Annotated in this window: 16 protein-coding genes; all 16 read right to left on the bottom strand. The window is 38.7% G+C overall.

The genetic code is table 11. The annotated features are described in order from the left end of the window. Positions 1-122: 122 nt before the first annotated feature. Positions 123-1,538 carry an ATP-dependent protease ATPase subunit HslU gene (gene hslU, locus AC4BHA_RS05395; RefSeq protein ID WP_140461266.1) on the bottom strand — a complete coding sequence of 472 codons (1,416 nt, stop codon included), beginning with the start codon at positions 1,536-1,538 and terminating at the stop codon, positions 123-125. A 16-nt stretch (positions 1,539-1,554) separates the two neighbouring features. After that, the gene (hslV, locus tag AC4BHA_RS05390) at positions 1,555-2,097 is read right to left on the bottom strand and encodes an ATP-dependent protease subunit HslV (RefSeq protein WP_140461265.1); all 543 of its coding nucleotides are present in this window, start codon (positions 2,095-2,097) and stop codon (positions 1,555-1,557) included. Positions 2,098-2,135: 38 nt separating this feature from the next. Then, complete coding sequence (gene xerC, locus AC4BHA_RS05385) at positions 2,136-3,035, bottom strand: tyrosine recombinase XerC (protein WP_490558253.1); 900 nt, start codon at positions 3,033-3,035, stop codon at positions 2,136-2,138. Positions 3,036-3,098: 63 nt separating this feature from the next. Next, entirely contained in the window at positions 3,099-4,403 is a 1,305-nt protein-coding gene (trmFO, locus tag AC4BHA_RS05380; protein WP_139891257.1) for an FADH(2)-oxidizing methylenetetrahydrofolate--tRNA-(uracil(54)-C(5))-methyltransferase TrmFO, read from the bottom strand. 165 nt (positions 4,404-4,568) lie between these two features. After that, a complete protein-coding gene (gene topA, locus AC4BHA_RS05375; protein WP_066100462.1) occupies positions 4,569-6,644 on the bottom strand; it encodes a type I DNA topoisomerase in 2,076 nt (691 codons plus the stop codon). A 269-nt stretch (positions 6,645-6,913) separates the two neighbouring features. Beyond that, the gene (gene dprA, locus AC4BHA_RS05370; protein ID WP_066100468.1) at positions 6,914-7,783 is read right to left on the bottom strand and encodes a DNA-processing protein DprA; all 870 of its coding nucleotides are present in this window, start codon (positions 7,781-7,783) and stop codon (positions 6,914-6,916) included. 75 nt (positions 7,784-7,858) lie between these two features. Continuing rightward, a complete protein-coding gene (gene sucD / locus AC4BHA_RS05365) occupies positions 7,859-8,761 on the bottom strand; it encodes a succinate--CoA ligase subunit alpha (protein WP_066100471.1) in 903 nt (300 codons plus the stop codon). 18 nt (positions 8,762-8,779) lie between these two features. Then, the gene (gene sucC / locus AC4BHA_RS05360; protein ID WP_490558252.1) at positions 8,780-9,940 is read right to left on the bottom strand and encodes an ADP-forming succinate--CoA ligase subunit beta; all 1,161 of its coding nucleotides are present in this window, start codon (positions 9,938-9,940) and stop codon (positions 8,780-8,782) included. A 340-nt stretch (positions 9,941-10,280) separates the two neighbouring features. Next, complete coding sequence (locus AC4BHA_RS05355) at positions 10,281-10,571, bottom strand: hypothetical protein (protein WP_066100479.1); 291 nt, start codon at positions 10,569-10,571, stop codon at positions 10,281-10,283. Positions 10,572-10,676: 105 nt separating this feature from the next. Then, positions 10,677-10,946 carry an EscU/YscU/HrcU family type III secretion system export apparatus switch protein gene (locus AC4BHA_RS05350; RefSeq protein ID WP_066100482.1) on the bottom strand — a complete coding sequence of 90 codons (270 nt, stop codon included), beginning with the start codon at positions 10,944-10,946 and terminating at the stop codon, positions 10,677-10,679. Then, positions 10,943-11,326 carry a hypothetical protein gene (locus AC4BHA_RS05345; RefSeq protein ID WP_490558251.1) on the bottom strand — a complete coding sequence of 128 codons (384 nt, stop codon included), beginning with the start codon at positions 11,324-11,326 and terminating at the stop codon, positions 10,943-10,945. The genes AC4BHA_RS05350 and AC4BHA_RS05345 overlap by 4 nt, the downstream gene beginning before the upstream one ends. A 70-nt stretch (positions 11,327-11,396) precedes the next feature. Next, positions 11,397-12,422, bottom strand: a complete 1,026-nt coding sequence (locus tag AC4BHA_RS05340; RefSeq protein WP_490558250.1) for a hypothetical protein — start codon at positions 12,420-12,422, stop codon at positions 11,397-11,399. A gap of 18 nt (positions 12,423-12,440) precedes the next feature. After that, positions 12,441-13,211, bottom strand: coding sequence for a ribonuclease HII (rnhB, locus tag AC4BHA_RS05335; protein WP_066100499.1), 771 nt, complete (start codon positions 13,209-13,211; stop codon positions 12,441-12,443). An 81-nt stretch (positions 13,212-13,292) separates the two neighbouring features. Next, on the bottom strand, positions 13,293-14,156 hold the full coding sequence (gene ylqF / locus AC4BHA_RS05330) for a ribosome biogenesis GTPase YlqF (RefSeq protein WP_066100502.1): 864 nt from the start codon (positions 14,154-14,156) through the stop codon (positions 13,293-13,295). 19 nt (positions 14,157-14,175) lie between these two features. Further along, positions 14,176-14,733: a signal peptidase I gene (gene lepB, locus AC4BHA_RS05325; RefSeq protein WP_066100505.1), complete on the bottom strand. Its 558-nt coding sequence runs from the start codon at positions 14,731-14,733 to the stop codon at positions 14,176-14,178. 140 nt (positions 14,734-14,873) lie between these two features. Then, positions 14,874-15,218, bottom strand: coding sequence for a 50S ribosomal protein L19 (gene rplS / locus AC4BHA_RS05320; RefSeq protein WP_066100509.1), 345 nt, complete (start codon positions 15,216-15,218; stop codon positions 14,874-14,876). Positions 15,219-15,351: the final 133 nt, after the last annotated feature.

The following is a 15,351-nucleotide window of genomic DNA, read 5'->3' as shown; positions in this document are numbered from 1 at the left end:
CTCCTATAATGTCTTCTTTTATGGATATTTATCAAGTTTATTGAGTGAACAGGATAATGGAAAAGAGTAAAATGTAACTAATTAGTTGTACCCTTGAGCAATAATCTGAAACATCAAACTACTTATAATATAAACTCACTTAAGTCTTTATTTTTAGATATTGCGCCCAGTTTTTCATCCACATACTTAGGGGTAATCATAATATGCCCCATAGAAATTTCAGGAGCTTCAAATGATAGGTCCTCTAAAAGCTTTTCCATAATAGTATGTAATCTTCTTGCTCCAATGTTATCCGTGTTTTGGTTCACTTCAAAGGCAACCTCGGCTATCCTACGAATAGCTTCGTCTGAAAATTCAATTTCTATACCTTCTGTTTCTAATAATGCTATATATTGTTTAATCAAAGCATTGTCAGGTTCTATTAACACTTTATAAAAATCATCCACAGATAATTTTTTAAGTTCTACTCTGATTGGAAAACGACCTTGCAGTTCAGGAATAAGGTCAGAAGGCTTTGCAATATGGAAAGCACCTGCAGCAATAAATAACACGTGATCCGTTTTAACAGTACCGTATTTCGTTACGACTGTCGAACCTTCAACAACAGGAAGAATATCTCTTTGGACTCCCTCTCTCGATACGTCTGCTGAAGAGGCACCGCCGCTCTTACTCGCTATTTTATCGATTTCATCAATAAAGATGATACCAGTCTGTTCAGCTCGTTCAATAGCTACCTGTGTTACCTCATCCATATCAATCAATTTTTGCGCTTCTTCATTTGCCAATACCTTACGTGCATCTTTAATAGCTAGTTTTCGTTTTTTCTGCTTTTTAGGCATTAGATTACTGAATGCATCCTGCATATTCATACCCATTTGTTCCATACCGGATCCCTGAAGCATATCGAACATTGATGGAGGCTGTTCTTCTACCTCTACAGTAATTACTTCTTCTTCTAACTCACCTTTTAATAAACGCTCTTTGATTAATCTGCGTTTTTCATATATATTTCTTTCATCTTCCTGATTATCTTGATCAGATGGATTGGAAGTATCACCTGAACCGCCGAATATCATCTCAAAAGGATTTTTAAAGGAAGACGACTTTTTGCCTGAAGGTACTAACAATTCTACAATTCGATTGTTAGCATTTTCTAATGCTTTATCCTTCACTTCCAGCATTCTTTCTTCTTTTACAAGTCTAACAGAAGTTTCAGCTAAATCACGCACCATGCTTTCTACATCACGTCCGACATAGCCAACTTCTGTGAATTTTGTTGCTTCCACTTTAATAAAAGGGGCTTTAACAATTTTAGCAATTCGACGAGCTATCTCAGTTTTCCCAACACCAGTCGGTCCAATCATAAGGATATTTTTCGGTACAACCTCATCACGCATGTTTTCTTTTAAGAGACCGCGTCGATACCTATTTCTTAATGCAATAGCGACTGCTCTTTTAGCATCCGCTTGCCCAATTATGTATTGATCCAATTTCTCAACTATTTGTCTCGGCGTTAGATTTTTGTTGTCCTGTTTCATTATGACCCTCCTTTGTTCATAGCTCTTCCAAAATAATATTAGAATTCGTATATACACAAATTTCAGATGCAATTGTTAACGAAGCATGAGCAATTTCTCGGGCTGTCATATTTTCACCGGAAAAACGTTTCAAGGAACGTCCAGCGGCCAGCGCATAATTCCCACCGGAACCAATCGCCAATATACCATCATCAGGCTCAATCACTTCTCCGGTACCTGAAATCAGCAGCATATGATTCGTATCCATTACGATTAACATAGCTTCAAGCTTACGTAAAACTTTATCGCTTCTCCAGGATTTAGCAAGTTCAACCGCTGCACGCTGTAAGTTTCCATTATATTCATGTAACTTACTCTCGAACATTTCAAATAAAGAAAAAGCGTCCGCAACTGAGCCTGCAAAACCGGCTAACACTTTTCCATTAAATAATTTTCTCACTTTTTTTGCAGTGTGTTTCATTACAACGGCATTTCCCATTGTTACCTGACCGTCACCAGCCATAGCACATTCCCCATTATGTTGCACTGCAAAAATGGTAGTAGCATGAAATTGTTCCATAATACAACTCTCCCTTACTAAAATTAAGGCAAATATCTTTAAGCTCTCGGATGGCTGTTTCTATAAACCTCTCTTAGTCTTTCCTTACTGACATGCGTATAAACCTGCGTCGCCTGTATGGAGGAATGACCGAGAAGTTCCTGTACAGAGCGTATATCCGCACCGCTATTTAATAGGTGTGTTGCAAAACTATGCCGCAGCATATGTGGATATAGATGTTTATTAACGGAAGCTTTATCTATAATATTCGTTAAAATATACCGAACACCCCTTGGAGTTAAAGGGTTACCTCTTTGGTTAACAAACAGAAACGCGTGCTGTTGTGAAGATTTTTGTATTAATTCATTTCTGGGTCCTTCAATATATTCCTGCAATGCTTTTTTAGCATGTTCGCCAAAAGGAATATAACGATCCTTCTTCCCCTTCCCATGAGCAAGAACAGTCATAAGAGAAAAATCCATATCGCCCAGTTCCACACTGCAACATTCACTTACCCTCATACCTGTTGCATACAAAAGTTCTAAAATAGCCAAGTCCCGCTTTCCTATAGTAGAAGTATGATCGATAGCTGAAAATATCGCTTCCATCTCTTCTTCATACATAAACCTAGGCAGCCTCTGTTCCTTTTTTGGCAATGAAAGCATTGCAAATGGATTTTCATCCACCATATTTTCCCTCATGAGAAACTTATAAAACGATCGTAAGCAAGATATTTTTCTGCTGATACTTCTTTTAGACAAATTACGTTCAGTGAGATTCGTAACATATAATCGAGCATCGGGATATGTGACTGTTTTCAAACTGGAAATAACTTGTTCACTCATGAACAAGAAAAATTCCTCTAAATCCTGTTTGTAATATGCAATAGTATATTTTGAATAGTTTTTTTCGATTTGTAAATACTTTATATAAAATTCTAAAGAAGTTCCATTATTCAAAAAAGTCACTCCTTATCAAGGGCTACTAAATACTAACATATAATAGTAACCCTTGCAATTATTTTACAAACTATTCAAAAAGTTCCGAATTGTTTGTAAAGCACGTTCAGCGTGAGCTTCAGCTCGTTCTTGTTTGGATTTAATTTTCCTTCCTAAATCCGGGAATAAGCCAAAATTAGCATTCATAGGTTGGAAGTTTTTGGAATTAGTTGAGGTGATATAGTGAGCCATGCTTCCCATTGCTGTTTCCTGAGGGAAGGTTAATGGTTCCTGTCCTGAAGCCATCCGAGCTGCATTAATACCTGCAATTAAGCCTGACGCTGCCGATTCTACATATCCCTCTACACCTGTCATTTGACCTGCGAAGAATAAATTAGGCTTTTCTTTTAGCTGATATGTAGCTTCCAGCACTTTAGGCGAATTGATAAAGGTATTTCTGTGCATAACACCATATCTTACAATTTCAGCATTTTCCAGACCTGGAATTAATCTAATCACTTCTTTTTGCGGGCCCCATTTTAAATGAGTTTGGAAGCCAACAATATTATACAATGTTCCAGCTGCATCATCCTGACGAAGCTGCACAACTGCATACGGTCGTTTTCCCGTTTTAGGATCTTCTAGGCCAACCGGCTTCATCGGGCCAAACAGCATGGTTTTCTTTCCTCGCTTTGCCATCACTTCAATAGGCATGCATCCTTCAAAGAAAATTTCCTTTTCAAACTCTTTTAACGGAACAGTTTCTGCTTCAATTAGCGCGTCATAAAAAGTATTAAATTCCTCTTCAGTCATTGGGCAATTTAAATAAGCTGCTTCCCCTTTATCATAGCGTGATTTCAAATAAACTTTGTCTAAATCAATACTGTCTTTTTCAATAATCGGTGCAGCCGCATCATAAAAATAAAAATAGTCCTCTCCTGTTAATTGGCTGATTTCACGTGATAATAATTCACTGGTAAGAGGCCCCGTCGCAATAATCGTTATCTCATCTTTTGGTATTTCCGTTAATTCCTCATTATGAATCGTTACATTTGGATGATTTCTTAATGTTTCTGTTACTCTGCCTGCAAACTCATGGCGGTCAACAGCCAGTGCTCCTCCAGCCGGTACAGAACAGTGATCTGCAGAATCAATAATAAGTGAGTTTAATTGACGCATTTCCTCTTTCAATACTCCAACCGCATTGGTTAAAGTATTTGCTCGCAAAGAATTGCTGCAAACCAATTCAGCGAACTTATCTGTATGATGTGCCGGAGTTTGTTTCACAGGTCTCATCTCATATAAATCAACCTGTATGCCTCTCTCGGCCAATTGCCAGGCCGCTTCGCTGCCAGCTAATCCGGCACCTACTACTATTACTCTTTGCATTATGTATACCCTCCAGCTATATTTATTACGTAAATCGTTATATCATGTAACACATTTAAAAACAATATGTTTTATAAGTCATACGTATCTGTTATTAAAAAGTTTCAGGATATTTCACGTATTTTATTGAGATTTAAGAAGGAAGAGCCTCAGCTCTTCCTTCCTTTAACTTTGTGGTTCTTCCTTATAATTGCAATCAAGACATGTAACTTGAATGCCTTTTTTAAGTTTTTTCTCAACTAACGGTCCTTGACATTTTGGACAAGGTCGCTGTATTGGCTTATCCCAAGAAATGAATTCACAGGCCGGGTAACGATCACAGCCATAAAAGATGCGGCGTTTTTTGCTTTTTCGTTCAACGATATTGCCTTCATGACATTTAGGACATTTCACACCGATTTCTTTGACAATCGGCTTGGTATTCCGGCAATCCGGGAAATTACTGCATGCAGCAAATTTTCCGTAACGTCCCATTTTATACACCATCGCCGATCCACATTCCTCACATGATTCGCCTGTTGGTTCATCCTTTATTTCGATTTCTTTCATCTCTTCTTCAGCCTTGGCTAAATCCTTTTCGAACTCTTTGTAGAAATGATCGATAATATTAACCCATTCAACTTCACCATCTTCTACATTATCCAGTTCGTTTTCCATTTTAGCTGTGAATTCTACGTCCAGGATGTCAGGGAAGAATTCACTCATAACTTCAATAATAATCTCGCCAAGCTCTGTCGGAACAAAGCGCTTATTATCTAGAGCTACATAGCCTCTCTTTTGGATAGTGTCAAGTGTTGGCGCATAGGTTGATGGTCTGCCAATGCCTAATTCCTCAAGGGTTTTAACCAGCCTTGCTTCTGTATAACGAGGAGGCGGCTGAGTAAAATGTTGATTTGACTCGATGTCCTTCGAAAATACAACATCCCCTTCTTTCAGATCTGGCAGTAAATTTTCCTTTTCTTCATTATTATCATCATTGCCTTCAATATATACTTTCATAAAACCGGCAAATTTTACTTTTGACCCATTTGCTCTGAATACGACATCACCGTTTTTTAAATCTACGGCCATCGTGTCCATAATGGCAGGCGCCATCTGGCTGGCAACAAATCGTTCCCATATTAATTTATATAAGCGGTATTGGTCCCTGGAGAGATATTGCTTCATCATAGAAGGTTCCCTGATCACCCCGGTCGGCCTTACTGCCTCATGGGCATCCTGTGCTCCAGATGTTTGCTTATCCTTCCTTTGGGTCTTTGGTAAGTACTCTTCCCCAAACTGAGATGTAATCCATCCGCTTGCTTCTTTTTGAGCAGTTTCTGAAATCCTGGTAGAGTCCGTTCTCATATACGTAATCAGACCCACAGTTCCTTCTTTGCCAATCTCAATACCTTCATACAGTTGCTGAGCAATCATCATGGTTTTCTTTGCTCTGAAATTAAGTTTACGAGCTGCTTCCTGTTGCAGGGATGATGTTGTAAACGGAGGAGCTGGATTACGTTTTCGCTCCTTCTTCGTTACCGATTGTACTAAGAATTCGTTTCCATTTAATTTTGAAAGTATATTATTTACATCGTCTTTGGATTGCAACGGAACTTTCTTGCCATTCAAAGATTGAAAGTTAGCTTCAAAATCCTTCTTGCCTTTCAGAAACGATCCATTAATGGACCAATACTCTTCCGGTTCAAATGCCGCTATTTCTTTTTCACGATCGATAATTAGACGTACAGCAACGGATTGAACACGTCCGGCACTTAGGCCTTTTTTTATTTTTTTCCATAGAATTGGGCTTATGCTGTATCCCACAATACGGTCTAATACTCTTCTCGCTTGCTGTGCATCTACCAGATTCATTTTAATAGGCCTTGGATGTTTAAATGACTCTTTAATTGCGTCTTTTGTTATTTCATTAAATACGACACGGCAATCAGAGCTTACATCCACACCGAGACTATGAGCTAAATGCCACGCGATTGCTTCCCCTTCTCTGTCGGGGTCAGCCGCGAGATAGACTTTCTTAGCTTTTTTTGCGGCTGTCTTTAAATCTTTTAGTACATCACCTTTACCGCGAATGGTGATATATTTCAATTGATAATTGTGTTCAAAATCTACACCCATCTGGCTCTTCGGTAAATCACGTACATGGCCCATGGATGCTTTCACTTTATATTTTTTTCCTAAATATTTTTCAATGGTTTTCGCTTTAGCAGGCGATTCCACTATAACTAAATAATCCGCCATTTCTTTCCTCCTTAAGAGGGTATCATTCTCTATATTCATGCATGTATGATTATGAAGGTTTAGATTTACTTCTGTCAATGGTATGTTCTAATGATTTTTTTACTATTAACAACAATCAATATAATCTGAATAATTACCCTGACCAAAAAACCTTGTCTGAAGCACAATGTATAACAGAAATTATAATTTTGCAACTTAAAGAGTTTTAAAATAGCCTAACTAACAAAATGGTAATCTTCATCCATCATGTCCCGAAGCTCTGTTTAATGTCACCACTCATAGAGAATGTCATTCGCATGATTGATTAATTTGGCACCCTCTTTAATCAGTTCATGCGGACCTGCAGACAGTTCAGAAAACACACTTCCCGGTACCGCATAGATATCTTTACCCTGTTCTAATCCATGCTGGATTGTGATAAATGTCCCACTTCTTTGTTTTCCCTCTACCACTAGTATCGCCCGTGATAAACCACTAATAATTCTGTTTCTCATAGGAAAATGCCAGGGTTCCGGTTTCATAATGGGTGGATATTCAGACAATACTACACCATTTTTCATAATTAATTCAGCAAGTGCTGTATTTTCCTTTGGGTAAATATTAAAAAGCCCACCACCAATAACAGCTATAACCTTTCCACCGCTTTGGAGAGCTTTAATTTGTGCATGTGAATCGATCCCTCTTGCTAATCCACTTGCAATACATACATCCGCCTTAACTAAATCGGGAATTAGATAGTTAACCATCTTTTTTCCGTATTCAGTAGGGGCACGGCTACCTATTATGGCTAATATCCTTGAATTATGCAAGAGTTCAAGATTTCCTTTGCAATATAAAATCCATGGTTGTTGATAAATAACAGAAAGTTGTCCGGGATATAGGTCATCGAGGAATGTTATACAACGGATGTGGTTTTTCTCATATATAGAAGGCATTTTTTGAAGATCTTCATTGTGGAGGTCTTTCATGAATAAGGAGATTTTTGACGAGGGTAACTCCAATGTTTCCACCCAATAACGGTAGGGCTGATCATACATCTTCTGAAGGTTCGGATCATCTTTCAATATGCGAAATTTAGCTTTCCAACTCATACCCCGACAATGATCCAGGTGCACAAGCCTATTCTTCCATTCATCCATAACAGCTTCACCTCTTAATATTTAATATATAAAGACGCTCCCCTTAAAAAGGATAAGGGGAGGCTTGTCTTATTATTAATGCGTTTTACATTTATCGTATAGCCCTTTTTCTTTTAATACGCTTAGCATCGTTTCACCCATTACAGCCGGAGTTTCCGCCACTTTTATACCGCATTCATTCAACACACGAATTTTCTCATCGGCTGTTCCTTTTCCACCGGAAATAATGGCGCCTGCATGGCCCATTCGTTTCCCTGGAGGAGCAGTACGGCCTCCGATAAATCCGGTAACCGGTTTTGTCATATTTTCTTTCACCCATTGGGCTGCTTCTTCTTCCGCTGTACCACCTATTTCACCGATCATAATCACCGCATACGTTTCAGGATCTTCATTAAAAGCTTTTAAAACGTCGATGAAATCAGTTCCATTGACAGGGTCGCCACCAATACCAACTGCTGATGACTGTCCAAAGCCCGCCTGAGTTAATTGATGCACCGCTTCATAGGTTAATGTACCCGAGCGAGAAACAACGCCAATATGCCCTTTTCTGTGGATATAACCAGGCATGATCCCTACCTTACATTCTTCAGGAGTAATAACGCCCGGACAGTTCGGCCCGATTAGACGTGTTTTCTTCCCTTCCATATAACGTTTTACTTTTACCATGTCCAATACAGGGATATGCTCTGTAATACAGATGACGAGATCAAGCTCTGCATCAACTGCTTCAAGAATGGAATCTGCAGCAAAAGGAGCTGGTACATAGATAACTGATACATTGGCACCTGTTGCTTCTTTTGCTTCAATTACGGTATTGAAGACAGGAACACCTTCAGCCTCAGCGCCGCCTTTACCAGGTGTTACACCGCCCACAATATTCGTGCCGTATTCTAACATTTGCTTCGTATGAAAACGGGCTGTAGATCCTGTAATACCTTGTACAATCACTTTTGAATCTTTATTAACAAATACGCTCATTTCATATATCCTCCAGTCTTAGCCTATTAACGAAACGATTTTTTGTGCACCATCAGCCATTGATTCTGCAGCTGTGACATTAATACCGGATTCCTCTAATATCTTTTTACCAAGGTCTACATTCGTACCTTCTAGGCGTACGACCAGCGGTACCTGTAAGCTAACCTGTTTAGCTGCTTCAACAACGCCCTCAGCAATAACATCACATTTCATTATGCCGCCAAATATATTTACAAAAATCCCCTTAACATGGCTGTCTGAAAGGATAATCTTAAATGCTTCCGTAACTTTTTCAGCCGTTGCACTGCCCCCAACATCGAGGAAGTTGGCTGGAGTGCCACCATAGTGATTAATAATATCCATTGTTGACATCGCAAGTCCTGCGCCATTAACCATGCAGCCGATATTGCCATCAAGAGATATATAGCTTAGGTCGTATTTGGAAGCTTCGATTTCTTTTGGGTCTTCTTCCTCAAGATCTCGATAAGCGACAATATCCTTGTGGCGATAAAGCGCATTTTCGTCAAAATTCAACTTAGCATCCAAAGCCATCACTTCTCCGTCGCCTGTAACGACCAAAGGATTGATTTCAGCAATAGAACAGTCTTTTTCAATAAATGACGTGTAAAGACTAATCATAAATTTAGCTGCTTTGTTGATTAATTCATTTGGTATATTAATATTAAAAGCTATTCTTCTAGCTTGGAATGGTGTTAATCCGATTACAGGATCAATAACTTCCTTGAAGATTTTTTCCGGTGTCTTTTCAGCAACTTCTTCTATTTCTGTTCCGCCCTCTTCAGAAGCCATTAACACAACTCTTGAAGTTGCTCTATCAAGAACAAGCCCAACATAATATTCTTTCTTGATGTCACAGCCTTCTTCAATAAGTAAGCGTTTTACTTCTTTACCATCCGGACCCGTTTGATGCGTTACCAATACTTTGCCGAGTATTTCACCAGCATATGTACGAACCTCATCCAGCGATTTGGCAACCTTGACACCGCCAGCTTTCCCTCTTCCACCCGCATGGATTTGAGCTTTCACAACAGTAACCGCAGTTCCAAGTTCACTTGCTGCGTTAACTGCTTCCTCAACAGAAAAAGCGACTTTTCCATTTGGAACATTTACCCCGTATTGTCTGAGGATCTCTTTACCTTGATACTCATGGATATTCATTTCTTATCCTCCCATCAAAACTTTCAGACTATAAAAAATATATTGCGTTTTCATTGTATTAAAACTAGTATTCAAAGTCCAATAATTTAAAGCGATTTCACCAAATATCGGTAATTTTTTTACACTTATTACATAAAATGATAAAGAAAGCATACTAAAAGAAAGGCTGAAATCATCATTTTCAGCCTTCAAAAAAGATATATATTTTGGCATTCCGTAGAAAACTTCTTCGGATAAGTTACTATAGTAATAGAAGATAATTCTATCCACTACTCCCTCAAAATCTCACAACTTTTCTTTTTAGCTTTGCGCTTCATCCCAACTTCTGGAGCTATATCCATTAGGTTTGTTTTCGATACAATTTAACAAGCGAAACGATGATGGCAATCAAAAAGACGGCGATACTATTCCACAGCAAAATAGCTGCTATGTTAAATCCGTAAAAGAACGCAAATCCATCTTCTATCAGCCAGACGGCTAACATTCCAGCGACTAAACCAAACACACCGGCCAATAATAAAGTGACTAATGCAGCTAGATACAAATTGCGCTTTTTATTAAAAACAAAGAACGCAATTAAATTCGCTGCCAGAATGAAAATAATCATTAGAAACAGAAAAAAATCGATCACGCCCACTCCTTATTTACCCATATTTTTCAAACTAAAAGACCTGTCCACAATACACAGGTATTCTATGGCGAAATTCTCTATCTCTTAGGAAACCCTTTCTATAAATTATTTACTAGTTTTATGGTCAACCTTATATATAAAGGCAAAAACCTCTGCAACTGCCTGATAAAGTTCCTCAGGAATCAATTGATTAATCTCAAGCTGTGATAGTAATTCTGTAAGACTAGGATCCTTTCGGACAGGAATCTCATGTTTTACAGCTTCCTTTAAGATATGATCAGCTACAATACCTTTTCCCTTAGCTATTAATTTTGGGGAGACATCCTGATTTTCCTCATATTTTAAAACAGAGGCAGATTTTCTGCTTTTTTTCATATTTTATAATCAACCCCGGTATACCCAAAAGAGGGATAATATGATTTACTTATTTCAGAACTTACAGACTTCTCCTGCGAAAAATCAGCAATTTTTACAGTTGATAGAATATACCCCTTCTCCTCTAAATTTTCCTTCAGTATGGTCACCAGGGAACTGGCAGCAATATTTGCCTCCTTTTTCTCCCCAGTCCATATCTTTAAACTAATGATCCGGTTTTGGATATTCATATCAATAACGGTTTCTTTTAAGTGGGCTAGCTCTAAATAAAATACAATTCGGCAATATGCTGGATCAATTGTCCCATCTTCTCGTTTTCGACCAGTCCATTGCAATGTCAAATCACCTTTAACCGAAGTTAAGGGAACTGGAATCTGCATAAATACATTCTGCAGTGGTCCGGTTTCCTGGGATAATAATTGAAACGCGGCTAACCTTGTCAGAATGGCTTCAGCCTGGTTTTTTTAGTTGGATGGGTGTTTTTTCGGCCGTCAATTGTATCAATGTATCCTTTACTATACTTGTCTCAGGCTGTTTTGATTGATCCTTAATTCCTAGTGATTGCATGATGGAGTTCATCGCTTTATATAAGGTGTTATTCTTATCAAGATGACTAAACAGATCACTTTTCAAAATTTTTTCCTGAACCTTTTGCCATTCTTCTGCTGTTAGTTCAGGGGGACGTGTGCTATTTCCACTAAATACCCTTTCTATCCATTCCTGTAATCTATTATGACTAGAATTCGATAAAATTACCTCTCCTTCCTTAAGGATCAACCCAGCCTTTTGAAAAATTTCCATATTCTCGTCCATAAGAGACATAGCTATCCCTTGAAAGGCTTCCCTCTTACCTGTCTGAAGAAATTCCTCTAATCTATTTATTATATGAGCATATTTACCTAGATTGTCGGAAGTCTTAAGATATTTTGTCAGGGAATCAAGCATACTAGTTAATGATTCTCCAGTTTTCAGTGATAAAAGAGCATCCAACACAGTTTTATGTATCGGAAGCTGGTTCATGTACGCTAATTTAATGGTTGGCATTCCTATTGATGGATCGCCTGTTGAATTCAGCCAGTTTAAAGCCCTGGTAAAGCTATCTTTCGTCACAGCCAGCTGGTTGGCAATCACCATTTCAGCCAGATTTCCCCCCGCCCTTGATGCCTTTATCTGGAATGCACTTAATAGTTGAGCGGGCAAATCGGGCTTTGATATTCCACTGCCAAAAGGCAATACCTTTAATTGCATCAAACCATTTTCTGTTTGCCTGACCTGAAATAATTGGCGCACATGCGCTTCCACTGATACATCCAATTTCGCTATCATTTTTGTTCCATTTACGAGAACTTCCGCCATATTATGAGGATAAAATTTCGTGATTTTTCCAGCAAATATTTGGCCATCTCTGAAGCCTGTTGATACCTTGCTATAAGCCAGTTTATTGATCCATGAATCTATATTTATGACAGGCTGCAAAAAATCACACCTCTCTTATCAGTAATTATTCTTTAAAGGAGCAAATGTCATCCTGTGCCAATCAACCGGACCATACTTTTCGATAGCTTCTAAATGACTGCTCGTTCCATACCCCATATGCTTATCAAATCCATATTGTGGATAGATTTCTGCATATTCCTTCATAAGTCTGTCTCTCGTTTCTTTGGCAATGACTGAAGCAGCTGCAATAGAGATAGACTTGGCATCCCCTTTAATCAGCGACATCTGTGGTATAGGCAAATCTAACTTCATAGCATCTATCAATGCATATTCCGGGAATACTTTTAACTGATTCACTGCTGAAAGCATCGCCTTTTTGGCAGCTTCATAAATATTTATTTTGTCGATTTCCTCACTGTGTATAATGCCAACCCCAACCGCAAGCGCATTTTCCAGTATGTACTCGTAGTATTGCTCTCTTTTTGCAGCAGAGAGTTTCTTTGAGTCAGTAAGGCCGGCTAAATAAAAGTTTTCAGGCAAAATCACAGCCCCTGCTACTACAGGACCAGCAAGCGGCCCTCTGCCAGCTTCGTCTATGCCCACTATATATTGATATCCTTCATCCCTTAGTTGGTTCTCAAAAACCGATATGGAGTCGAAATGGCGTCTTTCCTCTACTTTCCTGGCAATTGCTCTTTCAAAGCCTGAGAGGGCAACCTGGACGCCTTTACGCTGATCCTTGCGGCATTCCTGAACAAACGGATCCTCGATGGTTTCTAGCTCTTTAAGCTTATTTTTTATTTCTGAAATGGTAAGTGAATTCGTCATTTCTGCTATCCTTCCTAATTAATATCGGTTTTGGCACACAAATGTAAAGACCCCCAAACAAGGGGGCCTTCTAGTTTTTTATTATATATCAGATTCCAATTCAAATGGAGATTCAAACGTTAATCTTCCAAATTTTTGTGTACGGATATCTCTTATAATCAATTCAGCAGTTTTATCATAATCCACTATGCCACCGCCAGCTAAACATCCTCGCAATTTCCCTACTTGGTCAAAGGCTTCCACAATTTCTTCTGGAATTTCCTCAAGCTTATACCCATCGAGCAAACGCGCTGGATATTCCCTCTCCAAAAATTTCAATCCATAGATTGCAATATCATGAAGATTTAAAATGGTATCCTTAATAGCTCCTGTTACAGCTAGTTTACAGCCGACTTCCTGATCCTCAAACTTCGGCCATAGGATACCAGGAGTGTCCAATAGTTCAAGCTCCTTACCAACTTTAATCCATTGCTGCGCTTTTGTCACACCTGGCATATTACCGGTTTTGGCAATATTTTTTCCAGCAAGCCTATTTATTAATGTAGACTTCCCAACATTGGGAATTCCGACAATCATGGCACGGATTGCACGTGGTTTTATTCCTCTAGATTTCATCTTTTCTATTTTTTCTTTAAGAACTTCTTGAGCTCCCGCCATAATACTTTTCAAGCCTGTCCCTTGATGTGCATTTACGGCTACGGCTTTAATTCCCTTAGCTTCGAAATAGGCTAACCATTGATTTGTTTTACTTTGATCTGCCATATCTGCCTTATTTAAAATCACCAGCCGCGGTTTATGCTGAATAATTTCATCAATCATAGGATTTCTAGATGATTGGGGAAGCCGAGCATCTACTAGCTCAAATATTATGTCTACCAGCTTTAATTTTTCTGTTACTTCACGCCGAGCTTTAGCCATATGCCCGGGAAACCATTGTATCGTCATACTTTCACCTTTTCAGTCATTAGTCAACAATTCTAAATTCTTTTAACGGCCAGTACACTAGACTGGTTTTGCCCAAAATCTCACTTTGCTTGATCGTTCCAATATGGCGGCTATCTTTCGAGTATCTTCGATTATCCCCCATCACAAACACTTCACCCTCGGGAACCGTTTCCTGGCCAATAATTTCTTCCAGTGTAAATGGTTCTGTCAAAGGTCCTTCAATCATTTGTTCCTTGGCTTCATCCAGGTAAGGCTCTTCATATGCCTTGCCATTAATATATAAAGTATCATCTTTATATTCTATTTTATCTCCAGGTAAGCCAATTACTCTTTTAATGTAATCTTTTTCTTCTGTAGCGTGAAATACCACTATATCAAATCGCTCAGGTTCACCGATTTTATAGGACATTTTATTGACTACCATTCTATTTTCATTATGAAGGGTTGGCATCATCGATAAACCATCAACCAATATAGGTGCAAATAGGAAATATCGGATGATTGCTGCCAATACTATTGCAATAACTAAAGCTTTAACCCACTCGAGGATTTCACTTTTCCCTTTAGACTTAGCCATATTCGTACACCGCCTATATCTTCTCTATATATGTATAAATATATACTTTTCACATAAAAAAGCAATAATTTGATGTTTAATGTGAAAAAGGAGCTTGTGTCAGCACAAGCTCCTTGTATCCACTCACGTTAAACACGTAATTATCGGATTTCTTTAATACGTGCTGCTTTACCGCGTAGGTTACGCAAGTAATAAAGCTTAGCACGACGTACTTTACCGCGACGGATAACTTCCAATTTAGCGATACGTGGTGTGTGCAATGGGAATGCACGTTCAACACCTACACCATAGGAAATTTTGCGGACTGTGAAAGTTTCACTGATTCCGCCTCCACGACGCTTGATTACTACGCCTTCGTATACCTGAATACGTTCACGAGTTCCCTCAACAACCTTAACGTGTACTCTTACAGTATCACCGGAACGGAAAGTAGGAAGATCAGTTCTTAATTGATCCTTCGTGATTTCTTCGATTAATTTATGCATCGTATTCAACTCCTTCCACCCAATGCTCTTGCCACCCCTTCTCGAGATAATGACAGCGGAACATTGTTATAAAAGCAAGGCTTTACAGCCTAACTCACAAAATGTATCTTATCATATAAAACACCTAAAGCGC

It is taken from the genome of Pradoshia sp. Z3_51 (genome assembly GCF_058215915.1).
The sequence above is the reverse complement of the archived record's forward strand: the minus strand, read 5'-3'. Positions and strand labels throughout refer to the sequence as shown.